General features: G+C 65.1%; 21 protein-coding genes. 9 read left to right on the top strand and 12 right to left on the bottom strand.

Going from position 1 to position 26035, the window contains the following annotated elements:
- Nucleotides 1-120 precede the first annotated feature (120 nt).
- The 4 genes from ACY65G_RS03380 to ACY65G_RS03365 form a co-directional block, all read right to left on the bottom strand.
- Nucleotides 121-2310: a prolyl oligopeptidase family serine peptidase gene (locus ACY65G_RS03380; protein WP_464995949.1), complete on the bottom strand. Its 2190-nt coding sequence runs from the start codon at nt 2308-2310 to the stop codon at nt 121-123.
- Between the two features lie 154 nt (nt 2311-2464).
- Entirely contained in the window at nt 2465-3832 is a 1368-nt protein-coding gene (locus tag ACY65G_RS03375; RefSeq protein WP_464995948.1) for an SEL1-like repeat protein, read from the bottom strand.
- A gap of 177 nt (nt 3833-4009) precedes the next feature.
- Nucleotides 4010-4636 carry a 3'-5' exonuclease gene (locus ACY65G_RS03370; RefSeq protein WP_464995947.1) on the bottom strand — a complete coding sequence of 209 codons (627 nt, stop codon included), beginning with the start codon at nt 4634-4636 and terminating at the stop codon, nt 4010-4012.
- A 9-nt stretch (nt 4637-4645) separates the two neighbouring features.
- Nucleotides 4646-5896: an Hsp70 family protein gene (locus ACY65G_RS03365; RefSeq protein ID WP_464995946.1), complete on the bottom strand. Its 1251-nt coding sequence runs from the start codon at nt 5894-5896 to the stop codon at nt 4646-4648.
- 155 nt (nt 5897-6051) lie between these two features.
- Here ACY65G_RS03365 and ACY65G_RS03360 point away from each other — a divergent pair, with 155 nt between their 5' ends.
- The 3 genes from ACY65G_RS03360 to ACY65G_RS03350 all read left to right on the top strand — a co-directional run bounded on the left by ACY65G_RS03360 (nt 6052) and on the right by ACY65G_RS03350 (nt 8271).
- Nucleotides 6052-6213 carry a hypothetical protein gene (locus ACY65G_RS03360; RefSeq protein WP_464995945.1) on the top strand — a complete coding sequence of 54 codons (162 nt, stop codon included), beginning with the start codon at nt 6052-6054 and terminating at the stop codon, nt 6211-6213.
- Between the two features lie 100 nt (nt 6214-6313).
- On the top strand, nt 6314-7426 hold the full coding sequence (locus ACY65G_RS03355; RefSeq protein ID WP_464995944.1) for a LacI family DNA-binding transcriptional regulator: 1113 nt from the start codon (nt 6314-6316) through the stop codon (nt 7424-7426).
- A 125-nt stretch (nt 7427-7551) separates the two neighbouring features.
- Nucleotides 7552-8271 (top strand): MHFG family PEP-CTERM protein, encoded by a 720-nt coding sequence (locus ACY65G_RS03350; protein ID WP_464995943.1) that lies wholly within the window; start codon nt 7552-7554, stop codon nt 8269-8271.
- Between the two features lie 3 nt (nt 8272-8274).
- Here the strand turns inward: ACY65G_RS03350 and ACY65G_RS03345 are convergent, their stop codons facing one another.
- The 5 genes from ACY65G_RS03345 to ACY65G_RS03325 form a co-directional block, all read right to left on the bottom strand.
- Complete coding sequence (locus ACY65G_RS03345) at nt 8275-8592, bottom strand: DUF3325 family protein (RefSeq protein ID WP_464995942.1); 318 nt, start codon at nt 8590-8592, stop codon at nt 8275-8277.
- Nucleotides 8585-10264: a PepSY-associated TM helix domain-containing protein gene (locus ACY65G_RS03340; RefSeq protein ID WP_464995941.1), complete on the bottom strand. Its 1680-nt coding sequence runs from the start codon at nt 10262-10264 to the stop codon at nt 8585-8587. Before ACY65G_RS03340 ends, ACY65G_RS03345 begins: the two co-directional genes overlap by 8 nt.
- A 10-nt stretch (nt 10265-10274) precedes the next feature.
- Entirely contained in the window at nt 10275-10571 is a 297-nt protein-coding gene (locus tag ACY65G_RS03335; protein ID WP_464995940.1) for an iron uptake protein, read from the bottom strand.
- A gap of 236 nt (nt 10572-10807) precedes the next feature.
- Nucleotides 10808-13405, bottom strand: coding sequence for a TonB-dependent receptor (locus ACY65G_RS03330; protein WP_464995939.1), 2598 nt, complete (start codon nt 13403-13405; stop codon nt 10808-10810).
- 615 nt (nt 13406-14020) lie between these two features.
- Nucleotides 14021-15052 (bottom strand): DNA-binding protein, encoded by a 1032-nt coding sequence (locus ACY65G_RS03325; RefSeq protein ID WP_464995938.1) that lies wholly within the window; start codon nt 15050-15052, stop codon nt 14021-14023.
- Between the two features lie 237 nt (nt 15053-15289).
- Here ACY65G_RS03325 and ACY65G_RS03320 point away from each other — a divergent pair, with 237 nt between their 5' ends.
- On the top strand, nt 15290-17410 hold the full coding sequence (locus tag ACY65G_RS03320; protein ID WP_464995937.1) for a TonB-dependent receptor: 2121 nt from the start codon (nt 15290-15292) through the stop codon (nt 17408-17410).
- 144 nt (nt 17411-17554) lie between these two features.
- Nucleotides 17555-18601, top strand: coding sequence for a pentapeptide repeat-containing protein (locus ACY65G_RS03315; RefSeq protein WP_464995936.1), 1047 nt, complete (start codon nt 17555-17557; stop codon nt 18599-18601).
- Nucleotides 18602-18620: 19 nt separating this feature from the next.
- On the opposite strand, the gene ACY65G_RS03310 is transcribed toward ACY65G_RS03315, so the two are convergent.
- From ACY65G_RS03310 to ACY65G_RS03300, 3 genes are all read right to left on the bottom strand, one after another.
- The gene (locus ACY65G_RS03310; protein ID WP_464995935.1) at nt 18621-19346 is read right to left on the bottom strand and encodes an SDR family oxidoreductase; all 726 of its coding nucleotides are present in this window, start codon (nt 19344-19346) and stop codon (nt 18621-18623) included.
- 52 nt (nt 19347-19398) lie between these two features.
- Nucleotides 19399-21189 (bottom strand): YbhB/YbcL family Raf kinase inhibitor-like protein, encoded by a 1791-nt coding sequence (locus ACY65G_RS03305; RefSeq protein ID WP_464995934.1) that lies wholly within the window; start codon nt 21187-21189, stop codon nt 19399-19401.
- Nucleotides 21190-21273: 84 nt separating this feature from the next.
- A complete protein-coding gene (locus ACY65G_RS03300) occupies nt 21274-21789 on the bottom strand; it encodes a chemotaxis protein CheD (protein ID WP_464995933.1) in 516 nt (171 codons plus the stop codon).
- Between the two features lie 183 nt (nt 21790-21972).
- On the opposite strand from ACY65G_RS03300, the gene ACY65G_RS03295 reads away from it, so the two are divergent.
- Genes ACY65G_RS03295 through ACY65G_RS03280 form a run of 4 tightly spaced genes read left to right on the top strand, consistent with a single transcriptional unit; the run spans nt 21973 to nt 26029 of the window.
- The gene (locus ACY65G_RS03295) at nt 21973-23379 is read left to right on the top strand and encodes a circularly permuted type 2 ATP-grasp protein (RefSeq protein ID WP_464995932.1); all 1407 of its coding nucleotides are present in this window, start codon (nt 21973-21975) and stop codon (nt 23377-23379) included.
- A gap of 10 nt (nt 23380-23389) precedes the next feature.
- Entirely contained in the window at nt 23390-24325 is a 936-nt protein-coding gene (locus ACY65G_RS03290; RefSeq protein WP_464995931.1) for an alpha-E domain-containing protein, read from the top strand.
- 9 nt (nt 24326-24334) lie between these two features.
- Nucleotides 24335-25138 (top strand): transglutaminase family protein, encoded by an 804-nt coding sequence (locus ACY65G_RS03285; protein ID WP_464995930.1) that lies wholly within the window; start codon nt 24335-24337, stop codon nt 25136-25138.
- Nucleotides 25139-25186: 48 nt separating this feature from the next.
- Nucleotides 25187-26029, top strand: a complete 843-nt coding sequence (locus tag ACY65G_RS03280; RefSeq protein ID WP_464995929.1) for a proteasome-type protease — start codon at nt 25187-25189, stop codon at nt 26027-26029.
- Nucleotides 26030-26035: the final 6 nt, after the last annotated feature.

Raw genomic sequence — 26035 nt, 5'->3', positions numbered from 1 at the left:
GCAACTAGCAGCGTGCAAACCCTGTGCGCGTTTCTTGCATGCAACAAGCTGATCGGGAAACGACCCGGACATCCTGCACACGAGGCGTCGAGCGCCTCGTATATCAACTGGGCTGGCGCCTCAGCGCGTGGTCTGCGGTGTGCTCGATGCCGTGACCGCATTGGCCTTCATGCCAAGCGTGCGCGACAGGAAGCCCCAGCGGTCGGCCACTTCCTCGATCTGCTTCGACGTGGGCTTGCCGGCTCCATGGCCCGCCTTGGTTTCGATGCGGATCAGTACCGGTGCCGGGCCGCCCTGGGCCGCCTGCGCCGCGGCGGCGAACTTGAAGCTGTGCGCCGGGACGACACGGTCGTCGTGGTCGGCCGTGGTGACCATGGTGGCCGGGTAGCATGTTCCCGCCTTGAGGTTGTGCAGCGGCGAGTACTTGACCAGCGCCTTGAATTCATCCGCGTTGTCGGACGAGCCATAGTCCGACGTCCACGCCCAGCCGATCGTGAACTTGTGAAAGCGCAGCATGTCCATCACGCCCACGGCCGGGAGCGCCGCGCCGAACAGGTCGGGGCGCTGCGTCATTGCCGCGCCGACCAGCAGGCCGCCGTTGCTGCCGCCGCCGATGGCCAGCTTGGCCGGCGACGTGATCTTGTTGGCAACGAGCCATTCGGCCGCGCCGATGAAATCGTCGAACACGTTCTGCTTGCGCAGCTTCGTGCCGGCCTGGTGCCACTGCTCACCGTACTCGCCGCCGCCACGCAGGTTCGCCATCACGTAGACGCCCCCCATTTCCACCCACGCCAGGTTCGCCACCGAGAACGCCGGCGTCAACGGGACGTTGAAGCCGCCATAGCCGTACAGGTAAGTGGGGTTGGTGCCATCGCGCTTCATGCCTTTCTTTGCGACGATGAACATCGGCACCCGCGTGCCATCCTTGCTGGTGAAGAATTCCTGGCGCGTTTCATAGGCTTCGGGATCGAAGTCCACCTTCGGCTGGCGGTAGACGCTGCTCTTGCCCGACTTCAGGTCATAGCGATAGATCGTGGATGGGGTGGTGAAGCTGGTGTACGCATAGAACGTTTCCGTGTCGCCGCGCTTGCCGGCGAAGCCGCCGGCCGAACCGATGCCGGGCAGCGCCACGTCATGCAGCGGCTTGCCCTTCAGGTCGAATACCTTGACGGCGCTGTAAGCATCCGCCAGGTATTCCGCCACCAGCTGGCCGTTGACAATGTTGGCGCCCTTCAGCGTCTGCTTGCTTTCCGGTACGATATCCGTCCACTTGCCGGTCCGCACGTCGATGGCGGCAATACGCGACTTCGGTGCATCCTTGTCGGTGACGAAGTAGAACAGTGTGCCGTCGTTGTCGATGAACGAGTACGACGCGTCGAACGCTTCGAGCAGGCCCGTGACCTTGCCATCCTTCTGCTTCAGGTCCTTGATGAACACGCGGTTCTTCGGATCGGTGCCCTGGGTGGCATTGATGACGAGGTAGCGGCCGTCGTCGGTGACTTCGGCCTGGAAGCCCCACTCCTTCTGGTCGGCGCGCTGGTAGACCAGGACGTCGCGCTCCTGCGCGGTACCCAGCTTGTGGAAGTACAGCTTCTGGAAATAGTTTACGCCGGCCAGCTTCGCGCCCTCGGCCGGTTCATCGTAGCGGCTGTAGTAGAAGCCGGAACCGTCGTGCGCCCATGCCGTATTCGAGAATTTCACCCATTTGACGTGGTCCGTCGTGTCCTTGCCCGTGTCGATGTCGCGCACGCGGATCTCGTTCCAGTCGGAGCCCGACGCCGCCGTGCTGTAGGCCAGGTACTTGCCTTGCGGGCTGACGGCGATGCCGGCCAGCGCCACGGTGCCGTCGGCGGCCAGCGTGTTCGGATCGAGCAGCACGCGCGGCGGCTCGTCCAGCGTTTTCAGGGTGTACAGCACGGCCTGGTTCTGCAGGCCGTCGTTGCGGCTGTAGAAGTAACGCCCTCCTTCCTTGAACGGCACCGAATAGCGCTCGAAGTTCCACAACTGCGTGAGGCGCTGGCGGATCGCCGCGCGTTCGGGGATCTGGCCGAGGAAGCCCTGTGTGAGGCGGTTCTGTTCGTCGACCCACGCTTTCGTTTCAGCACTGTTGGCATCTTCCAGCCAGCGGTAGGGATCGGCGATCGAGGTGCCATGGTAATCGTCGCGCTGGTCGACTTTCTTCGTGACGGGGTAGGTCAGCGGCTGTTGCTGATCGATGCGGGCCGGGCAGTTTTGTGCCAGTGCCTGGCCGGTGGTACCGGCCAGCAGTGCGGAGACGACGGTAGCGAGGGTAGCGCGTTTCAGGTGCATGGATATCCTTGAGATGGAGAAATACGTCAGTCGCGGCGGACCATCGATGATATCGCCAAGCATGGCAAATATGAAAGGTTCCGGAGGCAGCAACGGCGCAGTTTATTTGGTCCATGCACCGCGCGGTGACGATTTGTTGATACCGTTTGCGCGCTCAGGCGCGATGGGCATCGCGCCAGCGGCGCGTCATCAGCTTGGCGGAACCGATTTCTTCACGGGTGAGCTTGCGTTCGATTAACTTGCGGTTATTGCAGGCCGTTTCGTCGCCGGCTTCGGCAGCGAGCGAAATCCACATGTACGACAGTACCGGATCGCGTTCGACGCCTCGCCCGCCCGCGTACATGCCGCCCAGGTTGTACTGGGCCAATGGGTGCCCCTGCTCGGCCGCCTTGCGGTACCAGCGCACCGCCTCGGCATCGTCCGGCGGCACGCCGTGCCCGTTTGCATACATGACCCCGAGGTTGTTCTGCGCGCTCGCATCGCCCTGCTCCGCGGCGTTGCGGTACCACGCGACGGCACGGGCTGCGTCCTTCGGTACGCCGTGGCCGTTCGCATAGATGACACCGACATTGAATTGCGCATTGGGCGCGCCCTGGTCGGCGGCCCGCCGGTACCAGGCAAGTGCCTCGCCGGGGTCCCGCGTCACGCCGCGCCCCTGCGCATACATGCCGCCCAGGTTGTATTGCGCGAGCATGTGCCCGGCCGAGGCGGCGCGATGGTACCAGTCGAACGCGAGCGCCTCATCCTTGCAGGTGCCATAGCCGTTCGACAACATCACGCCCAGATTGAACTGGGCATCCACATCGCCCTGTTCCGCGGCCCGACGCAGCCAGGAACAGGCCCGCTCCAGGTCGACGACCACCCCGCGGCCCTCGGCATAGGCAACGCCGAGGTGCCGCTGCGCGGCAGCCATGCCTTGCGCGGCGGCCTGGCGATACCAGGCAACCGCCTGGGTGTCGCTTTGCAGCACGCCATGGCCGCGCCGGTACATCAGGCCGAGGTTCAACTGCGCGGTGGCGTCGCCTTGCAGCGCGGCCTTGCGGAACCAGGCCAGCGCAAGCTGGAAGTTGCGCTTCGTGCCGAGGCCTTGCGCATAGGCTTCGCCGAGCAGCGCCTGGGCGCTGGCGACCCCCTGTTCGGCGGCGCGGCAGAACCACGTGAGCGCCGTGGCATCGCTGCGGGGCACGCCACGCCCCTTGCGATACATGAGCCCGAGATTCTGCTGCGCCGACGCGTCGCCCTGCCGCGCGGCCATGCGGAACCAGAAAACGGCTTCGGTATCGTCCGCCTTCGTGCCGGCCCCGTTGTAGTACATCGCCCCCAGGTGATTCTGGGCGAAGGCAATGCCCTGCAATGCCGACAGCCGCATCCAGATGAATGCCGCATCGTCATTGCGGTTGACGCCCTTGCCACGCTTGTAGATCAACGCCAGATTGAATTGCGCATACGCGTCGCCTTTTTCGGAGGCTTCGCGAAACCACGCGTACACGTTGACATCCTTGTTCGAGTAACGGTTGTTCATGCCAGCTCCCCATTCCAGCACGTCGGTATGTTGCATAAAGCTTAATAAACGATAGCGCATGCCTTTTGAGCGGTCTCAAACGGCTGGCCGGTTTGTCATGGTCAACGATGTGGGGTAAAGATTGACGCGGCAGTACACGACGCGCCGCGAGGCACGGTAGCGGGAACCGTAATCCGATCAGGCCGCTGTGACGGTGTGCTTGCGCAGGAAGGCAGGGACCTTCGCCGCGGCGAGCCTGTTGACCGACATCAGCAGCGCCGGCTCGACGGCGGCGATGCCATAGTTTGATGCGAGGTGGCGGCCGATGTGCAACAGCACTTCCGCCGCGACCTCGGCATCGGCCTCGGCCCGGTGCGCGGTGCCGCGGAACGGGATGCCGAGCTGGCTGCCAAGGTTGCCCAGCTTGTAGCTGTACAGCTGCGGATACACGCGGCGCGACAGCTTCAGCGAGCACACGGTGCCGCCGTGCGAAGGCGCCATGCCCAGCCGCATGCTTTCCGCATGGAGGAATTTTTCGTCGAAGCTGGCATTGTGGGCCGCCAGCGGGTCCGCACCGATGAATTCCAGCAGGCGCGGCACCACCTCGTGTGCCGGCGGGGCAGCATCCACCATCTGCTGCGTGATGCCGGTAAGGCTCGTGATGAATGCGGGGATGCGCGCACCGCAATTGACCAGGGAGACATAGCGCTCGACGATGACGCCATCGGCGATGCGCAAGGCGGCGACTTCGGTGATGCGGTCGCCCATGTCGGGCGACAAGCCGGTGGTCTCGAAGTCCAGCATCACGATCGGTTTGGTCAACATGATGGTTCCTTAGCCGAATTTGCGGACGGCGTCCAGCGCAAGGCCGGCGCCGATGCTGCCGAACAGGTCGCCTTCTACCTGGCGCGCGGTCGGCACCGCGGCGGCGATACGCTCACGCAATGCGGCGACACCGGAAGAACCGCCCGTAAAGAAAACGGTATCGACCTGTTCCGGCCGCACACCCGCCTCCGCCAGCATGCGGGCGACGGTCGCACCGACCGTGTCCACCAGCGCGCCGATCGCCGCGACAAAGCACGCCCGCTCGACGTCCAGGACAACCGGCGGCGCCAGCCGGTCCAGGTCGAGGTGCACCGACGGTTGACCCGACAGCGCGATCTTGGTTTCCTCGACGCGCATCGCCAGCCAGTGGCCCGCCCGGTCTTCGATCAGGTTTTGCAGCCGCAGCAGTTTTTGCGGCTCGCGCGCGTCGCGCACCAGTTCGCCCAACTGGGCCGCCATTTTCTTCGTATAGGCCTGGTTGATCGTGTGCCACGTCGCCAGATTGAAATAGTAGCTGGACGGCACGGCACTGCCGTTCTTCAACTCGCTGCCATGCCCCAGTTGCGGCATCACGGCTGCAAGGCTCAGGTACTTGTCGAAATCGGTCCCGCCGATGTGGACGCCGGCATTGGCCAGGATGTCATCGCGCCGGTCGGCCCTGGCGGCCCGGGACGGGGCCAGACGCACCAGAGAAAAGTCGGACGTGCCGCCGCCGATGTCGGCGATCAGCACCAGTTCCTCGCGGTCGATCTGCGATTCATAGTCGAATGCGGCCGCAATGGGCTCGAACTGGAACGCCAGGTCGCGGAAGCCGGCGGCCCTGGCGATATCGGCCAGCGTGTCCTCGGCCAGCCGGTCGGCAGCCGGATCGTCGTCGACGAAATGCACGGGCCGGCCCAGCACGACCGCATCGAAGCGCCGGCCCGCGGCACTTTCGCCGCGCCGCTTCAGTTCGCCAATGAAATGGCCCAGCAACGCACGGAACGACAGTGCACGACCGGCAACTTCCGTCTGCCCATCCATCAGCGGCGTACCCAGCAGGCTCTTCAAAGAACGCATCAGCCGGCCTTCATAGCCGGCCAGGTAATCGGCCAGGGCGGCACGGCCGAACGTCACCGCGTCATCGTCAGCGTTGAAAAACACGACCGACGGCAACGTTACCTTGCCATCCTCGAGCGGCAACATCACCGGCCGGCCCGGCTCGATCCACCCGACCGTGGAATTGGACGTGCCGAAGTCGACACCGCACGCTGTTGCCATCGCTACCTCATCTGAAAGGGGCGAAATTTTACCAGAGAGTTGGATTGAGCTGCATCAAATCCCGCATGCCCCAGATAGTTACGCTAGGAAATTCAACATTTTGGGAGACCGATATGGAAGGCTACAGCAGAGGTTCGCGGCGGGTGCGATACAAGGTGGGCGAAGAAACGAGGACGGCAGGACCATCGACGATCGGCCGCGTGAACCGGGGGCGCCGCCGCACGATGGAACACATCCGCAGCGGCTGGCGCCGGCGCGCGGGCGCCACCGGGGTCCTGCTGGCGGTGATCGCCGTGACCATCGCCATTGCGGGGTAGCTCACGTTCCGTACAATTCCCTGTATATAAGTATTCCCACAAGGCAACTTTACACGTTATACTCGACCGCAACGGTGCCGACAACGGCGTACACGAGACGATGAGAAAAACAACGACACCACCTGTCGCAGCAGGGGTCGCTGCCGCCAGGACAGCGGACTACAAGGCCGCGCTGGCGCGTGAAAACCGGCGTGTGACCTCCTATGACGTGGCGCAGGTGGCCGGGGTATCGCAGTCGGCCGTATCGCGCTGTTTCAAGCCCGGTGCGAGCGTGTCGCCATCGACCTATGCGCGCGTGATGCAGGCGGCCGCCGGGCTCGACTATATTCCCAACGCGGCAGCCCGCAGCCTGATCACGCGGCGCTCGAACATGGTGGCCGTGGTCATCTCCCACATGGCCAACGTGCAACATCCGGAAGCACTGGCCGAGCTGTCGCAGCAGCTCACCCGGCGCGGCAAGCGCGTACTGCTGTTTACGATGCAGCAGGAGGCCGACGTCGACCAGATCCTCGGCGACATCTGGCAGTACCAGGTCGATGGCGCCATCATTGCCGCCGCGCTGAGCGAGGGACAGCTGCAGGAATTCGAGCGTCGCCGCTTGCCCCTGGTCGTCTTCAACCGCAATCTGCGCGGCCGCACCGTCAGCAGCGTGCTGTGCGACCAGTATGAATCGGGCCGCCTGCTGGCCACGCGCCTGGCCGCGGCCGGCCACCGCCAGTTCGGCATCGTGGCCGGTCCCGAAAGCTCGGTGCCCGCCATGGAACGCCGTGCCGGTGCCTGCGACCGGTTGCACGAGCTGGGCCTGCCACTGCCGGTCGTCGTGCCGGGCCAGTTCGACTACGCCAGTGGCGCGGCCGGCCTGCACGCGATCATCGGTTCCCTGGGCAGGGTGCCGGACGCCGTCATCTGCGGCAACGACGTGATCGCGCTCGGCTGTCTCGACACGGCGCGCCATGCATTGCGTATCGACGTGCCACGCGCGATGTCGGTCGCCGGGTTCGACGCCGTCGAGCCGGCCAGCTGGCTGAGTTGCGATGTCACCACGCTGCGCCAGCCGATGCATAGCATGGCACTGGCGGCGGCAGACCTGCTGACGTCGATGATCGAGTCGCAGGGCCTGCACGTGGCCGAAAAGCGCATGTTCGCCCCACAACTGGTCGAAGGCTCGACCGCGCGGCTGGCGCCCGTCCAGGAGACATCCCTCGCCGCGTGACCAGCATCGCGCAATCGTTACCGATGGGCTGCCGGCGTTTCACATTAATTACGTTAAGCAAAGCACGTTCCCTGAAACAAAAAGGGGATAGAGTCATTCCAGGTAATCGTCTGCTGGAGTCCTCCATGGCCCTCGTGCTCGCCGCGGCCACCGCCGCCCTTCTTATTCAACCAGTATGCTCCTGGGACCGGCCTGGCGCCGACCGCTACCGGGGCACGCCGGCCGCCGCGCTCGCACATTACCGGGATATCGGCGCCGCGGACCGCGCCGCGCTGGCACGCCGCATTGCCGCCGGTATTCCGGACGACAGGGTATCGATCAGCCGCACGGCCATCGCCGGCGACTACCAATACGAAAGCCGGATCGCGGATATGCATTTCGGCGCCGGCCGGATCTGCCGCACGGTCACGCGAGCGAAATGGCGGGCAGCGCACCGGGAACCAGGCGCCGTCTACTGCGTCGGCGAAGAATGCGTGCTGGTGCCGGACGTGTGCGGCAATGTCAGCCGTGTGCGCCGGATCGAGACGTCCGGGACAAGCTCCCCGGGCACGACGGGCGGCGGGTCGCCAAACCCGCCGGTCGAGTTCCCGCCGATGGCGCTAGCCCCCGTGCCGGTCTTCACAGTGGTCCCGCATGACGGCGAACCGATGCCGTCATGGGTCGGGCCCGGCGCGCTGCTGCCGCCCGCGCCACGGATGGAGTACCCGGGACCCGGGCGGGAAATCACCGGACCCCTGCCGCTGGCGCCCATCCCAGAACCCTCCACCTGGACGATGCTGCTTGGCGGCCTCGGGCTGCTGGCCGCGCATGCCTGGCGCCGCATCCGCGGCGCGCGGGCTGGTTGACGTTCAGCGCCCTGCCCAGAACACCAGCACGCCCAGTGCGCGGGCACGCCAGGACAATGTCAACGCCACGGCCAGTGCGGCGGCGGCCAGCGCCATCAGCCAGACCAGCACCGCGATCGACGCCGCGTCCACGAGCAGGCACAGAACGAGTGCGCCGGCCAGCGCGACGGCGCCAAGCCAGCGCAGGTTCCGAACGAGCGCCGCGGGTCGCGACGCCGTGCCGCGCACTTGTTGCCAGTGCGCCTCCAGCGACAGCGCAAGCCAGCCCATGCCGACCACGCATGCAACGAGTGCCGCCAGTAACATCAGCCCGTCACGCATGGCCAGCCTCCATGGCGATGGCATTGCCCGGCGCCGCGACCGCGGCACGGCGCTGCAACCGGCGCGCGGCCAGCATGGCAAGGCCGGCACCGGACAGCATGAACAGGTCGACGCCGGCGACGGGCCAGTAGCCCGCGCCCACGGTGCGCACGAGATGGTCCCCGGTCGTAAGCCAGTTCAACACAGGCGCCAGTACGCCCAGCGCGGCGATCGCCAGGCACTGTTCACGCCAGGCCGGCGCCATTCGGCCCGTGGCAACCGGTGCGGTGCGCCACACGGCGTGTACCGTCGCGAGCGCCCATATCCCCCAGAAACAGTACTTTTCCATGTCGCCGCGCCACGGCCAGCCGGCCGGCATCGTGTCCGGCAGCAGGCGGTTGGCGACCAGCATGCCGAGCGCCGCGATCATCATCCCGGTGACCGTGGCGACTGCGAGGGCATCGACGATGCGTGCACCGGCACTCCCGGCCCTGGCATGCTGGCGTTTGCGTTTCTCGACGAAGAACAGGAAGCCTGTGGCGATGCAGGCGCACCCGGCAAGCCCGCCCAGCACGTACAGCCAGCGCAGCAGCCAATGGCGGAAATGCTGCAGGTGCAGGCCGGTCAGGAATTCGTTGATCCGGCCCACCAGCGTGGGTGGCGGATCCTCCCGCAGCAGTTCGCCCGTGGACGCCTTGAAATGGATGCCCTCGCCCGTCAGGGCAATGCGGTCGGTACCGGCCCGGTAGACCGATACATAGCCGTTGGCATCGCCCGGAAACTGCACGCCCAGGAAGCCGACATCGCCCGCCATGCCTTTCGCGGACCAGCGGCGCTGCGCTTCGGCGACCATCGTGTCCACCGACGCGAGCGGCGCGGCAACGCCGGCGCGTTCATGCGGCAAACCCGTTTCCTGCGCCTCGATCCGCTCGTGCTTGTCATGCAGCGGCTCGAGCTGGGTGTGCGTGACGGGAAAGTAGATGCCGGCGAAAATCACCAGCCCGGTGAAAGCAAAGAAGAAGTGGAACGGCAGCGCAACCACGCCGGTCAGGTTGTGCAGGTCCAGCATGCTGCGCTGGGTACTCTTTTTGGGCCGGAACGTAAACAGTTCGCGGAACAGCTTGCGGTGCATGACCACGCCCGTGACGAGTGCAACGAGCATCATCAGCGCGGCGAAGCCGACGATCCAGTACCCCAGGCTCTTCCACTCGACCGTGAGGCTGTAGTGGAGCGGGTAGAAGAAGCCGCTGCCGATCTTCAGACGATCGTCCGGCAGCGCGGTGCCGCTGCGCGGATCGACGGTGCGCAGCGCGAAGATCGTGGTTTCCTTCTCCTTTGCGTTCGGCACCTCGTAGCCGACGAACAGCCCGAGCACCGGGTCGCGGTGGGTGGTGTAGGCACCCAGTCGCGTCACGGTGTCGAAGCGTTCGGGCAGCGGCCCGTTGACCTGGCCGCTCATGGCCGCACGGGCATCCTCCAGCGGCTGCATGTCTTCGAACACGGGGCGCAGCAGCTTGTCGAACGACGGCATCGGCTGCGGCTCGAAACGCGTGGAGGGAATCGCCCACCGGTCGATTTCCCGGTCGAACACGGACAGCGCGCCGAAGAAAAACACCACCATCAGCACGAAGCCCAGGAACAGGCCGAACCACGTGTGCAGCCAGGCCATCGCCAGGCGAAAATTCTGGAACATGGTCGCCCTCTTATACCAGTTGTTGCTGCAACAGCGACGCCGCGCCGGCAAGCGATGCGCCGCCACCAGCCAGTACCAGCCAGACGCGCGGCAGGCTGCGCGCCGCGAACGACAGCAGGAACGCGACCAGGAAGACGAGGAAGCCGACGATATAGGCCAGGTGCTCGGCATCATGGAATTCCATGCCTGCCGCAAACAGCAGCGCGGTGCCGAACGCAACCACGCCCCAGGTGAAGGCATAGCCGCCGAGCACGGCTGCAGCCGTGCGCGAAACGATGTGGAAGGAAGATACGGTGGAGGCGGCCATGGCGGAATCCGGTGGGTTGGCGCGTTGTCGCTTCGTGCCGGCGGCAGGCGAACTCTGCGAAATAAATGCGAATGATTCGCATTCTAGCAGTCGTTGCAAGCGGGGCCAACTGCAATGTCGGACTATTTACGGATCATTGCCAACGCGCGGCATGTGGGCCAAAAAAAAGCGCGCCGCCGGCCGGAGCCGCGCGACGCGCTTCATGTGCCGCCCCGCAGGGCGTATTCAACGGCGAATTACAGCTTCCAGCGCAGCGTCAGGCCGACGACGCGGTCGTAGCGACGAACGTCACGCGGATTGCTCGCGATGCCGTGGTAGTCGTTGTACGTGCGGTCGGTCAGGTTTTCCACGTCCAGCGTGATGCCCATGTTCTCGTTGATCTTGTACGAGAGCGATGCATCGACGGTCTCGATCGGATCGACGATCAGGTCGATCGGGCCGATCGGCGCCGGAATAGCGCGGTAGTTGAACGTGTCGACGAAGCGGCTGCGATAGTTGTAGGCCAGGCGAGCGGACCACGGACCGCGCTCGTACAAGCCGACGACGTTGAACGCGTTCTTCGACATGCCCTGGAACGGCGCTTCCACGCCGTTGTCGTCGAAGTGGCCCTTCATGTAGGTGTAGTTCGCCTCCATGCCGAACCCGCCCAGCCAGCCCGGCAGGAAATCGTAGAACTGGCGGTAGCCGATCTCGATGCCTTCCAGCTGGCCCGCGTTGACGTTGCGCGGCCGGTCCATGCGGTACTGCTTGCCGTCGAACGTTTCCATCGCCACCGAGCGGATGATGTAGTTCTCGAACTTGTGCTTGAACACGGTAGCGGTCAGGCTACCGGTCGGTGCGAAGTACCATTCCAGCGCCACGTCGGCGTTCTTGCCCGTGACCGGTTTCAGGTCCGGGTTACCGCCGGAACCGCCGTAGATGCCCAGGCCATCCGGCGTGGCACCCAGCGAGATGCCCGGATTGAAGTCGCCGAAGGCCGGCCGCTGGATCGTCTTGCCGGCGTTGATCCGGCCGATCAGCGTGTCCGTCAGGCTGGCTTTCAGCGTCAGGTTCGGCAGCACGTCGGTGTCCGACGACTTCTTGTTGACAGCAACGGGGCTGTTGTTGATGTTCGAGAAGCCGTTGACGTCCAGCTTGGTCTTGACGACACGCACACCCACCGTGCCTTCGACCGGCACGGGCCCGGCGTTGAAGCCGAAGCGGGTCTTGCCGTACAGCGCGCTGGTGTCTTCGTTGTTGGTGTACAGCGAGTACGGATCCGGCGCCGTGCGGCCATCACGGCCGTACAGCTTGCGCCATGCGTCGATATTGGCGTGCTGGTAGTTGCCGCAGATGGTCAGCCACTGGTTCATGCCGTAGTCGTTCGAGAACCGTTGCGACGGGCAGGTCAGGCCCGGCAGCGAGCTGACGGCCGGCAGTCCCGGCACCGCCGGCAGGAAGTTCAGGCTTTCGTGCTGGTAGCGCGCGCTGCGCTTGGCCAGGCGCACACCGACACTGAACTCGCGGAAGAAGTTTTCTTCGCCGTTGTAATACGTCGCGTCCGCGCGCCAGTCCTTCGACTGGCCACCGGAGGCTTGCCAGTTGTCGATGAAGTTATGCAGCGTGTAATTGTTCGGGTCCAGCATGTTGTAGCCGGGGTAGTCGAAGCGCGCGCCGCCGTTCACGTAGGTCTGGCCGACGATCGTGGTCGGATGCGCCAGCATCTCCATGATCGGCATGTCCTGCTTCCAGCGGGCGGTGGTGCGGACGAACTCGGTCGAAACACGCAGGTCCGGCGTGACGTTCCACTTGGCGCCGATCGCGCCCTGGTGCGTTTCGGAGTCGTCGCGCGGCGTCTGGTTCGAGCTCAGCGCCAGCGGGCTGCCGGACGACGTGACCGTATCGACCTGGTTGGTACCCGGGAACAGCGTGTACTGCGTCGTCGGGCCCCAGCCCAGGTTACCCAGGAAGAACTGGCTTTCACGGTCGTGATCGATGCGCGTCGACCAGCCTTCGGCATACAGTTCCAGATTGCGCGCCGGCTTGAACTGGAATGCCCAGTTGGCGGAATAACGCTCGCGCACGCCGGTCGTGCTCGAGTGCCCCAGGTCGACCGGACCGGTGACCGCGGCATTCGGCTTGCTGGTGTTGTTGGTGACCGTATTGTCCGGCGGCGAGTTCCAGGTCACCTCATCGAAATAGTGGCCCTTCTGGTACGACACGCCGAACAGGGCGCCGAATTCGCCCAGATCGTTCTTCCAGCGGTTCGAGATCATGCCGGACACCTGCGGATCGGTGGTGTCCGCCTTGTCGCGGTTTTCCGCGCGGCCGACCAGGCTCGCCGAGAAACCCTTGAAGTCGAACGGGCGCGCCGTACGAACGTCGATCACACCGGCAGTACCGCCCTCGACCATTTCCGCGCCCTGGGTCTTGTACACGTCGACGCGCTGCAGCATCGTGGTCGGAATATCGGCCAGGTGCAGGTTGCGGTTGGTGGAGGTGTACACCTCGCGACCGTTCAGCAGCGTGGTCAGGCCCGGCAGGCCGCGAATGATCACATCGCTGGCTTCGCCGCCTGCGCGGCGGATCTGCACGCCGGTCACGCGGCCCAGGATCTCGGCCACGTTCTTGTCGGGGAACTTGCCCGCTTCTTCGGCAACGATCGAATCGATCACTTCATCGGAATTGCGCTTGATCGTTTGCGCACTCTGCGCGGCGCGGCGTACGCCGGTGACCACGACCGCGACAGGTTCCGCGGTCGCCTGCGCTTCCGCGACGGCCTGGGCATTCTGCGCCCACACGGAAGCGCTGCTCAGGATGCCTGCTGCGGCCAGCATGGCAACGGAGAGCTTCATTTTCATTTGATGCGATGGGGGAGTGTGACCGAACGAAGTCGATGTCATCGAGGATCTCCTGATCTTTATATTTTTTGTCAAAGACGTGTGCTACCACTGTCAACTTGATACTGCGCGCCAATAGTAGTAAGCACAGCAAGAGCGATCCAATGACTTTTTTACGGTTTCCGATGTCGAAACTGATATGGTTTGAATCCCAGTCCATTCGTGCACAAGAGCAATTTTCCTTTCCAAGCGATCCGGGTCCTTGCTGGATGCAACGATCACAGGGCAACTTGACATTGATTTAAAAGGATTAAATCCCACGCATCGCGACGGATACCGATCACCCGGTGATGGCATATTGATCACCCTTTGATTGATTGACCGGTACCCTTGCGCATGGCGTGACTTGCCAGGAGGCCGGCGCGAGCCCGTACCATATCCGCAACAGAAGCCGCCCATTGCACCACATGGCTGCGGGTGCTCGACGCGAACGCGTTGCCGGTCCCGGGCTGACTGGCTACGTTGGTGTCAGCAAAAGCAGGACTGCTACGTCGGTTTTCGAAGAAGTTTCGCTACCCTGCACGTCGCATGGCGAACGCTGGCAGCGCCCGGTCATTTACGTGCATTGCTTCAGTCCACCGGGCCATGGATGCGTGCACCGGCGTGTTCGGCACGACTTGTTGCGTGACGCAGCGCTGCCTCCAACGCCGTGGCACGACCGGCCGCCGCTGCGGCCTGCGCATTCGCTGCCGCCAGTGCATGACGGCCTGCCGCGAGTTCCTCCAGTGCCGTGTCACGGGCACTCACCGCGGCGGCGCAGGCAGCTTCGAGGGCGCCGATGCGCTGATGCAGCCCCGCCACCTGCGACAACGATTCACGCAGCTCGGCCCGGTGGCGTTCGGCGGCATCTTGCCCACCAGCGCGTTCGGCGTCGAACGCTTGCTGCAGCTTCGCCAGCGCGGTTCGTTCACGTTCGAGTTCCTGCGCTGCCTGCAGCCGCGCACTGTCGGCCGCTTCGCGTGCCGCTTGCAGCTGCGTGCGCACCTTGTCGAGTGCGGCGGCGTGGTCGCGTTCGACGGTCTTGAACCAGGCATGCTGTTCATTCAGCTCCCTGCGCGCGTCATCGACACGCTGGCGCAGTTTACCGGCCAATGCTTCGCTTACGCCCACTTGGTGGCGCAGCGCCGCCGTTTCCTGGCGCGCAGCGCCAAGCGCCTCGCGCCCCACCTGCACCGTGGCCACCAGTTCGTCGGCACGCGCCATTGCGCCAGCCTCCGCCAGCCGTGCCGACGCGGCCTGTGCTTGCGCCTCTTCCCGCAGTATCGCCAGTGACGCGGCCGCACTCTCCCGGGCTTGCTGCCACAATGCCGACACGAGCTCGCCAGCCGAGGTGCGCAACGAATCCGGCAAGTCGGGCCCTTCGATCGTTACGCGGCTTCGCTCACGAAGCTGGCTCCAGAATTTGGCCAGTGCCTCGGCCGGTGCCGACATGCTCCCCTTGCGAACCAGTTGGTATAGCCGGTTGGCGGTGGGCGTCAACCCGTAGCGAAAAAACATCACGGCGCACACTTCGCGGTAGAGCTCCTGGGTGTTCGGATAACGCGCCCGTAACGCTTCCACGTCGTTCAGCAACTGTGTTTCGGCGGTTTGCACAGGTTCCATTCATCCTCCTCATCGATACTGGAATAATACAACGTTTTATGTATTATTTCCGAGTACTCGCCTGTCGAGGCTGCGTGTTGGATAATCCGCGCAGTGAGCTCTCTGCGGGCACCGCATTTCGAGAACGCCGAGATCAATCCTTTGGTACATTGTCGGGGTCGCCTCGACATTTGCCGTTGCTTTATAGAACGGTTATGATCGACAGCTTTCTTCACGTACCTTTACAGGAGCCATGGCATGGTCCAGCCGCCTTCCATTCAGCACACCGTGGCGTTGGCGTGCCTGGCGCTTGGTCATGTGCCTGTGTACGGCCAGCAAGTGCCGGTGACCGAAGTGGTGGTAACGGCGACACGCAATGCCAAGGCGGTCGACAAGATTCCCGGCGCGGTCACCGTGGTGTCGCAACGCGAACTGGAAACCCAATACCTGCTGGCGGACGATCCCTCCGCCGCCCTTGCTACCTATGTGCCCGGCTATTCGCCGGGCCGGCAAAAGATTTCGTCGACCGGCGAATCCCTGCGCGGACGCACGCCGTTGATCCTGCTCGATGGCATACCGCAATCGAATCCGCTGCGGGCCGGCATGCGCGAAGGCTATTTCGCGGATACGGCGATCATCGAACGAATCGAGGTGATCAATGGCGCTTCGGCGATCCAGGGCATGGGCGCCACGGGCGGCATCATCAACTACATCACGAAGACACCGCGACAGGACGGCACGGCGTTTGCCTTGCACGCCCGTGCGGCAACCGGCTTCCGGCACGACAACCTTGACTGGAAGACAGGCGTGTCGGTCTCCCACAAGTCGGAGGCCTTCGACCTGCTGGGTTATGCAAGCGTGCAGCGGCGGGGCATGGCATACGACGGCAAGGGACGACCGGTCGGCATCGACGCGTTGCAGGGCGACACGCTCGACGCCGGTGGTCACGATGTCTTCATCAAGGTCGGCCGCAATTTTCGCAACCAGCGCCTGCAGCTGACGGCCAACCGTTTCAATTTCCGGGGAGAACTCGATTACCGTGCCGTGCCCGCCGATTTTGCGCACGGCACACCCACCTCCTCCGCCCCCGGCCGTCCGCCCGGCAATCCGGCACGTAACGAAGTGCATAGCACGTCGCTCGATTACCGCCACGACGCCCTGCTCGATGGCGTATTCACGGCGCAGTTGTTCAGCCAGGATTTCATGGCGCTCTACGGCGGCAGCAACCCGATCACATTCCAGGATCCACGCCTGGCCCCGCGCGGCATGCTGTTCGACCAGTCCGAGATCAATGCGGAAAAACATGGCGCCAAGGTCACCTGGGTGCGCCCCGACCTGCTGGTGCCCGGCCTGGAATGGACCCTGGGCATCGACCACCTGCGCGACCGCAGTGGCCAACGCATGGCGCTGACGAACCGCACGTGGGTGCCCACGCTCGATTTCACCTCCACGGCGCCCTTCCTGCAGCTCGAATACGACATCGGCACCGTGACGGTCCGGGCCGGCGTGCGCCGGGAATCGGCGCGCCTGAACGTGGACGCGTACACCACGCTGTGGTCGTACGGGGGCGTTCAGGTAGGCGGCGGCAAGCGCTCTTTCGACAAGGCCGTGAAAAATATCGGCGCCGTATGGCGCTTCGCCCCCGACTGGACGGCCTTCGTGTCGTCGTCCGAGGGCTTCGGCTTGCCGGACGTGGGCGTGGTATTACGCGGCGTGAACCGCCCGGGCCAGTCGGTCGATACGCTGTTCGAACTGCAGCCCGTGATTACCCGCAACCAGGAAATCGGCATCAACTGGCGTGGCAAGCAAGGTAGTGCCGGCGCCTCGTTCTACGATTCGCGCTCGAAGCTCGGCACCGTCATGCGGATCGATGCCGAAGGCTTCGGCGTGCTCGACCGCGTGCCGACCACCGTGCGCGGCTGGGAAGTAGCGGCCGAACTGCGCCCGACCAGCACGTTGTCCGTCTCCGGTACGTATGCCAGGACGATCGGCAGGACGGCAGCCGCGGCTGGCGCGCCGATGGATCTCGCCCTCGGCGCACGCGCCCAGGGGCCGGACAAACTGGTGCTGGGAGCCAATTGGCGGCCGCTGCCGCGCACGCAGTTGCGCCTGCAGGCAACCCGGCTGGCGGACCGCGACATCAACATCGGCCGCACGGCCGGCACCATCAACCTGGAAGAGCACTTCCGCGGGTACACGCTGGCCGACCTGGCGGCCACATGGGACACGCGCTGGGGAAGGTTCGGCATGGGCATCGACAACCTTACCGATCGCCAGTACATCGGCTACTACCCGCAATCGGTTTTCCTGAAAGACCCGCTGACGTATTTCGCGGGACGCGGCCGCACGTATTCGGCAAGCTATACGCGCAACTTCTGAGCGCGATGCGCCGCAACGTTCCCGGAATTTGTTTGCGTTTTATCAAAACTATCACATCTGGCTAAGCCAAAGGCTTAAGGAAACGGCGTGACAGGTCCATAATCGGCCCGATGGGCGAACCATGCCCGACGATGGAGGCCGGTGATGAAATTCTTTCCGTCAGCGCTGTGGGGCCGGCTGTGCCGTCCTGCTCCCTGCGTTTCGCCCCCCGCCGGGCGCGCCCCTGCCGCTGCGCACCTGCAGGAATGGCTACGTTGCGGTGTGCCCATGGCGGGCCGCGACCTGTCCGGCGCCGACTTGCGCGGCATGGTGCTCGATGGCGCGGACTTGTCCGGTGCAGTGCTGGAGCGGGCGGACTTGCGTGGCGCAAGCCTGCGCGGCACGTTGCTTCGGCATGCGCTGCTGACCGGCGTACTGCTCGACGACGCCGATTGCTCGGGCACACACTTCGATGGTGCCTGCATGGATGGCAGCCGCGCCGAACATGCGCGGCTGTGCGGGGCGTCGCTGCTCGGCGTGCGCGCCAACGATGCCTGCTGGTCCGGCGCCGATCTTTCCGACGCCCGCCTCGATCAATTCGTGGCCGTGGGCATCACGCTTTCCCACGCCGTGCTGGACCGCAGTCGCGCCACGGCGATGGTCCTGCTCGACGCCCGCGCCGACGCCAGCCGCTGGCGCGGTGCCCGCTGGGACAAGGTGCTGGCGCTGCGCGCGCACCTGACCCGCAGCGATTTTCGCCAGACCCGCCTGCGCGACTGTGCCCTCAGCGGCGCGGACCTGGCCGGCAGCACGTGGCAGTACGCGGAGCTCGATGCCTTGCAGGCGGCCGCCGGCACCGACTGGCATGGCGCGGTGCTGCGCGGAGCGCGCGCTGTCGACTGCAATTTCCATGGCGCCCGGCTGGCCGGTGCGGACCTGTCGTGTGGCCGTTTCGTGCGCACCGATTTTGGCACTGCCGATCTGAGTGGAAGCATCCTCGATGGCGCGCACTTCCCGTTCTGCAGCCTGATCGGCGCTCGCCTGCAGCATGCGCGCGCCGACGGCGCCGATTTCGCCCGCAGTATCTGCCGCCATGGCGACTTCGCCGGCGCCGCCACCGAAGGCGCGCGTTTTGCCTGGCCCGGCATCGGCAGCGGCGACCTGTCCCTGGTGTCGCGACTGGCCGCCGGGGTGTGCGCCGCGGGCCGGTAGGCGCCTTCGTCGCGCAGGCCTAGCCCACGTCGCGCAGGTCCGCCAGCGGCACGCTGCCGAAGCGCGCACCAAGCACGTAGGCTGCCAGTTGCGCCCCGGCCGCGCCGGGGTCCACCAGTCCGCCGTCGCGCTTCAATGCCAGGAAACGCTCGCGTGCCGGAAAATCCTCATCCCGCGTTGCGCGGATTTCTCCCTGCATCGCAGTATCGATGACACCGGGGGCAATGCTGGCGATCGCCAGGCCTGGCACGCCTTCGAGGGCGACGGCGCGCGCGTGCATGTCCAATGCCGCTTTCGTGGCGCAATACGTGCTCCAGCCTGCATAGGGGGCCCTGCCCGCCCCGCTGGACACATGGGCGACGCGGCGGTCGCCGCAGCCGGACGTCGCGGCCACGAACGCATCGGTCAGGACCAGGGCCGCCGTCACATTCACCGCAACGGCCAGCGCAAGGCGCGAGGCGCCCTGCCCGCCCGGCGCACCGACAGGCTGCACGATACCGGCGTTATTCACGAGCAGCGCGCTGCTCGCGCCGGCCAGGAAGGCCGCCAGCTCGCCGCCTTCCAGCCAGGCCGACAATGCGGCGGCATCGGCCAGGTCCAGCGCCACTTCACGCATGCCGTGCATGCCGCGCAACGCCGGGTTGCCGTGGCGTGCGATGCCGAGTACTTCCACGCCCTGGCACAGCAACGCACGGGCGATGCCTTCGCCCAGTCCGCGGCTGTGGCCGGTAACGATCGCTTTCATGTGAGCTCCCGCAGTCAAAGGACGCCATTGTAGCGACGGCGCCCGGCCTTCCTCATTTCGGCGGCTTGACTTTCTGCGCATAGCGCGCGGTCAGCGTGCCCTTCGCCACGACATGGCCGCGCATCGCCGCCAGCAACTGCTCCCGGTCGGCGCCGAACGGCACGTCCAGCATGCGGTCGAGGGCGAATACCTGGAAGTGATAGCGGTGTGCGGGATCGCCGACCGGCGGCCGCGGCCCGTAGTAACCGATCGAGCCCCGCGTGGTACGTCCCTGCAGTACCCCTTCCGGCTCGGTGAGCCGGGGCTGCTCCTGCACGCCTTCGGGCAGCTGTGTCACGCCAGTGGGGATATTCCAGGCCAGCCAGTGCACGAACGGCTTCACCGGTGTCGAATCCGGATCTTCCGCGATGACGACATACGACTTCGCGTCCGGTACCGCATGCCAGGCGAGCGGCGGCGATACGCCATCGGCATATTCCGAGTAGCGGATGTCCAGCATGCCGCCGTCGCGCATCGCCGTCGAGGTCACCGTCATTTTCCCGTGCGTGCCGGTTTCCGCGCGGTCTTTCGCCAGCGGCACGCCGTTGCCCTTGTTTGCCTGCCGTTCCATTACCGTGGCGGGCGCCGCCGGCCCGGGGGTGCCGCGGGCATCGCCCTGGTAAGCAATACGATAGATCGCGCCGTTGGCATCGTCCGCCATCAGCAAGGCGCCATCCTTCGCCACCGCAAGGCCGACCGGGCGCGCGATATGGGTGCGGCCGTCATCGGTCAGGAAACCGGTGACGAAGGGTTCGATCGATGTTGGCTGCCCGTTGGCAAAGCGTACGCGCACGATCTCGTAGCCGGACGCAGTGCTGCGGTTCCATGATCCCCGCATCGTCGCGAAGGCATCGCCGTCGTACTCGGCCGGGAAGGCGCCATGCCGGTAGAACACCAGTTGCATCGGCGCGGCATGGGCTGTGTAGCCCAGTGTCATCGGCACGCTGCGCTCTTTCCATTGCTCCTTGCTGATCTCGCCCTGCGGCGTGCTTTGCGGGTAGATGCCGCCACTGCCATGCACGTGCGGCCACCCGTATTGCTTGCCCAGCTCCAGCTTGTTCAATTCCTCGGGCTGCTCGTCATCGCCCAGGAAGTCGATGCCATGGTCGAACCCCCACAATTCGCCTGTGCGCGGGTGCCAGTCGATGCCGATGGTGTTGCGCAGGCCGCTGGCAAAGATGGTGCGATGCTTGCCGTCCGGCGATGCACGCAATACCGTCGCGTTTTCCGGATTGCTTTCATTGCAGGCGTTGCAGGTGGACCCCACCGTAATGTACAGCATGCCGTCCGGCCCGAATGCCAGCGTGCGGTTCGCGTGCTGGCCGGCATCCGGCAGGTCGCCGATGATCAGTTTCGGCTCCCCCAGGCGCCCGTCGGGTCGAATGTCGGCCACGAACACTTCCTTGACGGTGGCCAGGAACAGCTTGCCGTTGCGGATTGCCAGGCCGTGCATGCCGGCTCGGCTGGCAACGATCACCGGTGCGCCATCGGCACGCCCGTCGCCGTCGCTGTCGCGCAGCAGCAGCACGTCGCCCTGGTCTCTGCGGCTGGCATAGACGTCGCCGTTCGGCGCCACCACCAGGATACGGACATTTTTCAGTCCGGTGGCAAACGGCGCGACGGCAAAGCCGGCCGGCGCCTTCAGTGCGGCGATGCGTTCCTGCGTCGCATCCACCTTGGCCGGCTTCCAGACGGCGGTGGCGATGCCGACGCGCGTGCCGTCGCCCTGTTGTGCAGCCGCGCCGGCGCCCAGCGCCATCAACGCCAGCAATACACTGGCACTGCGTACCTTGTTGTTGTTCATCGCAAGTCCTGGTGGCAAGTGAATCTGCAGCGTGCCATGCCCACAGCCGCGATTCCGTGCGGCGACGCACCCAGTCCGGCTCGCTCAGCCCGCGTTCAGGCGTTTCGTCTCGAATGTCAGCGATGCGCAGTGCAATGTGATGCGCGAGCCGTGCGTGCCGCCGAGGAAATGGTGGATGACACGCAGGCCGAACGTCGCCATGGCCCGCTCGAAGGCAAGGATGTTCCGTTCGCCTACCCGCAGCGGCGACTGCGTGTGGTCGAACAGGCTCGCGCCGCCGGCCGCCACCACCTCCAGCTCGGCATAGTCTTCCGGGCGCGCACCAAGAGAACGCAGCATTCCGGGCACGGCATTGCTGACATAGCGCATGTCGACGCCGGTATCGCCGAGCGGCGCCTCGGCCAGCAGGCAATGGGCCAGTGCGCAGCGCTTCTTGCGGCGCCAGATGATGCCGATGCCGACGCAAGACCCCAGCAGCGCAGTCAACACCATGTCGCCCGTGCCGACCGCGAACGCACCCGCCCACACATGCCGGATCTCGGCCTGTTGCGGTCGGTTTGCATTGGCGGGTAGCACGAGACGCGGGAGGGTAACTGTCATGGGGGCCCAATCGGAAGGTTGTCAGTAAACTACGCATGCCGGACATTGATTGGGTCGACACGCAATGATGCACCAGGGAAACTCATCTGTAAAGTTTTTCCCACACGGGGTGTGACATTTCAATCGTGCACGAGGTTGGCACAGCGATTGCATAAACTTCCACATTCGCGGGAGGAAACAATAATGCAGTTTTATAACGAAATGATCTCGCCGGAAGGCGTCCGGCCCCACTACCGGGAATTCGACAGCTGGCTGGCCAGGCAGACACCTGAGTCACTCGAACGCAAGCGCATCGAGGCGGACCTGACGTTCCGCCGTGTGGGCATTACCTTCGCCGTCTATGGCGACGACGCGGGAACCGAGCGGCTGATCCCGTTCGATGCGATCCCGCGCATCATCCCTGCCGCCGAGTGGGCGCATCTGCAACGCGGCCTCGTCCAGCGCGTGCAGGCGCTGAACATGTTCATCCACGACATCTACCATGACCAGCACATCATCCGTGCCGGCGTGATACCGGCCGAGCAGATCTACCGCAATGCGCAGTATCGGCCGGAAATGCAGGGAATCAGCGTTGCCTCCGACATCTATGCGCATATCGCCGGGGTCGACATCGTACGCGCCGGCGAAGGCGAGTTCTACGTCCTCGAGGACAACCTGCGGGTACCGTCCGGCGTGTCGTACATGCTGGAAGACCGCAAGATGATGATGCGGCTGTATCCGGAACTGTTCGCGCGGCACCGTGTCGCACCGGTCGACCACTATCCGGACCTGCTGCTGGACAACCTGCGCTCGGTGGCGCCGGTCGGCGTCGCCGACCCGACAGTCGTCGTGATGACGCCGGGGATGTACAACTCGGCCTACTTCGAGCATGCGTTCCTGGCGCAGCAGATGGGTGTCGAACTCGTCGAAGGCAAGGACCTGTTCGTCAGCGACAACGCGGTGTACATGCGCACCACGCGCGGCCCGCGTCGCGTCGACGTGATCTACCGCCGCCTGGACGACGATTTCCTGGATCCGCTGGCCTTTCGCGCCGATTCGTCGCTGGGCGTGCCCGGGCTGCTTTCCGTGTACCGTGCCGGGCGCGTGACGCTGGCCAACGCGATCGGTACCGGCGTGGCCGACGACAAATCGATCTACCCCTACGTGCCGGAGATGATCCGCTTCTACCTGTCCGAACAGCCGGTATTGAACAATGTGCCCACCTATCAGTGCAGGAAGAAGGAGGATCTCGCGTACACGCTGGCGAACCTGCCGGACCTGGTGGTGAAGGAGGTTCACGGCGCGGGCGGCTACGGCATGCTGGTGGGCCCGGCATCAACGAAGGCGCAGATCGAGGATTTCCGCGCGCGCCTGCTCGCACGGCCGGAAGGCTACATCGCCCAGCCGACGCTGGCCCTGTCGAATTGCCCCACCTTCGTTGCTTCCGGCGTGGCGCCGCGTCATATCGACCTGCGCCCGTTCGTCCTGTCGGGCAAGACCACGTCGATCGTGCCCGGCGGACTCACGCGCGTGGCGCTGAAGGAAGGATCGCTGGTCGTCAATTCATCGCAGGGCGGCGGCACGAAAGATACCTGGGTGCTGGAAAATTGAGGAGAACAAGATGCTGAGTCGCACCGCCGACCATTTATACTGGATGGCGCGCTATACCGAGCGCGCCGAGAATACCGCCCGCATGCTGGACGTCAACGTGCAGACCGCGCTGCTGCCGCAGTCGGATGCGGATGCCCAGCAGGCATGGCGAGCCATCCTGGGGATTTCCGAGCTGCAGCAGGCCTACGACAGCCGCCATGCTGTCCTGGCGCCTAGCGAGGTCATCGACTTCATGGTGCGGGACCCCGGAAACCCGTCGTCGATCGCCGCGTGCCTGAACGGTGCCCGCGAAAACGCCCGGGCCGTGCGCGGCACGCTCACGACCGAGGTGTGGGAAGTGCAGAACCAGACATGGCTGGACCTGCAATTCAAGCTGCGCGACCGGCTGCACGAGCGCGACCCGGGCCAGTTCTTCGAGTGGGTCAAGTACCGCTCGCACCTGTCACGCGGCGTGACGATCGGCACCATGCTGCAAGATGAGGCGGTGCATTTCATTCGCCTCGGCACGTTCCTCGAACGGGCCGATAACACCGCACGCATCCTCGACGTCAAATACCATGGCGGCGGCGACGACAGCGGGCGGCGCGACTTCTACTACTGGGCGGCGCTGCTGCGGTCGGTCTCGGGCTTCGAGATCTACCGCAAGATGTACCGCGACGTGATCACCCCGGAACGGGTGGCCGAAATGCTGATGCTGCGAGCCGACATGCCCCGCTCTCTGCTGGCCTGCATGGAAGCGCTGGTCGAGAACCTCGGCGAAGTGCACAACGCCACGTCCGGCGAGACGGAGCGGCTGGCGGGCCAGCTGCACGCGGAGCTGCGCTTCGCCCGCATCGAGGACATCCTGCACCACGGCCTGCACGATTACCTGACCGGATTCCTGCGCCGCATCTATGAACTGGGGAACCGCGTCAGCCGCGACTTCCTCGTGCCCCTGGCCGCCTGAGGAGACCCCATGCAACTGTCGATCCGCCATGAAACCCGCTATACGTACACCGAACCGCTGGCATATACGATCCAGCAACTGCACCTGACGCCGCGCATCGAGCCCCAGCAGCACGCGCTCCACTGGAAACTGCTGGCGCCCGGCCACCTGAACGCCTATACGGATGCCTATGGCAACCTGTCGCACATGCTCACACTCGACCAGGGCCATGGCGCGCTGTCGATCGTGGCCGAGGGCGTCGTGGAAACCAGCGTCCCGTGGCAGGGCCGCATCGCCGCCAACGATACACTGTCGCCACTCATCTATACGATGCCGACGCGGCTGACAGCGGCCGCGCCGGGCATCGTCGAGCTGGCTGCCGCGTGCCTGCCCGATGGCCGCGCCCGCACCCGGCACCTGATGAAGCTCGCCGAGCACATCTTTGGTGCGGTGCGGTATCAAAGCGGTGCGACCGAGGTGACGACCGCGGCCGGCGACGCGCTGCAACTGGGCCAAGGGGTATGCCAGGACCATGCGCATATTTTCCTTGCCTGCTGTCATGCGCGAGGCATTCCGGCGCGCTACGTGTCGGGCTATATCGACCCGGAAGACACGGGACATGCCGCCAGCCATGCCTGGGTGGATGCCTGGGTCAGCGACCCCGCTTACGAAGGATGGCTCAGCATCGACGTGACGCATGCCCGGTTGATGACGGATGCCTATTGCCGCATTGCCGTGGGCCGCGATTACGAGGCTGCGGCCCCCGTGCGCGGCGTGCGCCACGGCGGCGGCCAGGAGGCGCTCGATGTCGAAGTCCGCATCGTCCAGCAGTGACGGCGACGCTGCCCTCTTTTCACAACGTTCCTGCCGGAGAGTGTTTTCATGACTTACTGCGTGGCCATGCGCCTGGATGCCGGACTGGTTTTCCTTTCCGACACCCGCACGAATGCCGGCGTCGACCAGATCGGCACGTTCCGCAAGATGAACGTGTTCGAAAACCCCGGCGACCGCACGCTGGTGCTGATGACGGCAGGTAATCTGTCGATTTCCCAATCCGTGCTGCAACTGCTGCACGACTACGTGGGCAGCAACGGCTTCACGATCTGGAGCGCGCCGAACATGTATGAGGCCACCCGCATCGTGGGCGAAGCGGTGCGCGCCATCCATTTGCGCGAGGCGCAGGCACTGGCGCAATTCAATATCGAGTTCAATGTGGCGCTGATTTTCGGCGGCCAGATCCGTGGCGAGGCATGCCGCCTGTTCCAGGTGTATTCGGCCGGCAATTTCATCGAGGCGCATGATGAAAATACGTACTTCCAGATCGGCGAAGCCAAGTATGGCAAGCCGATCATCGACCGCGTGGTGAAGCCGGCCTTGTCGCTGGACGATGCCGTCAAGTGCGCGCTGATCTCGATGGACTCCACACTGCGCTCGAACATTTCGGTCGGCCTGCCGCTCGACCTGCTCGTCTACGAGCACGACAGCCTGGCCGTGACGCGCTTCGTGACCATCGACGAAGGGAATGCCTATTTCCAGATGCTGCGCGGCAGCTGGGGCAAACAGCTGCGCCAGGTCTTCGAAGGCATCGAAGCGCCGCAGTGGCAGGCAGTGCCCGACTCGGCCGACCAGCCGGTGCGCATGCCCCTGCCGGAAGCCGTAACGCCCGTGCTGACACCCCCCGTGCCGCAATCGCTGGCCCAGCAACCCGACATGCCGGGGCAGTAGGCACTG

The sequence above is a fragment of the Pseudoduganella sp. jia 12 genome, from assembly GCF_055502675.1.
Note: the sequence above shows the minus strand (reverse complement) of the source record. Positions and strands in the feature narration are given on the sequence as shown.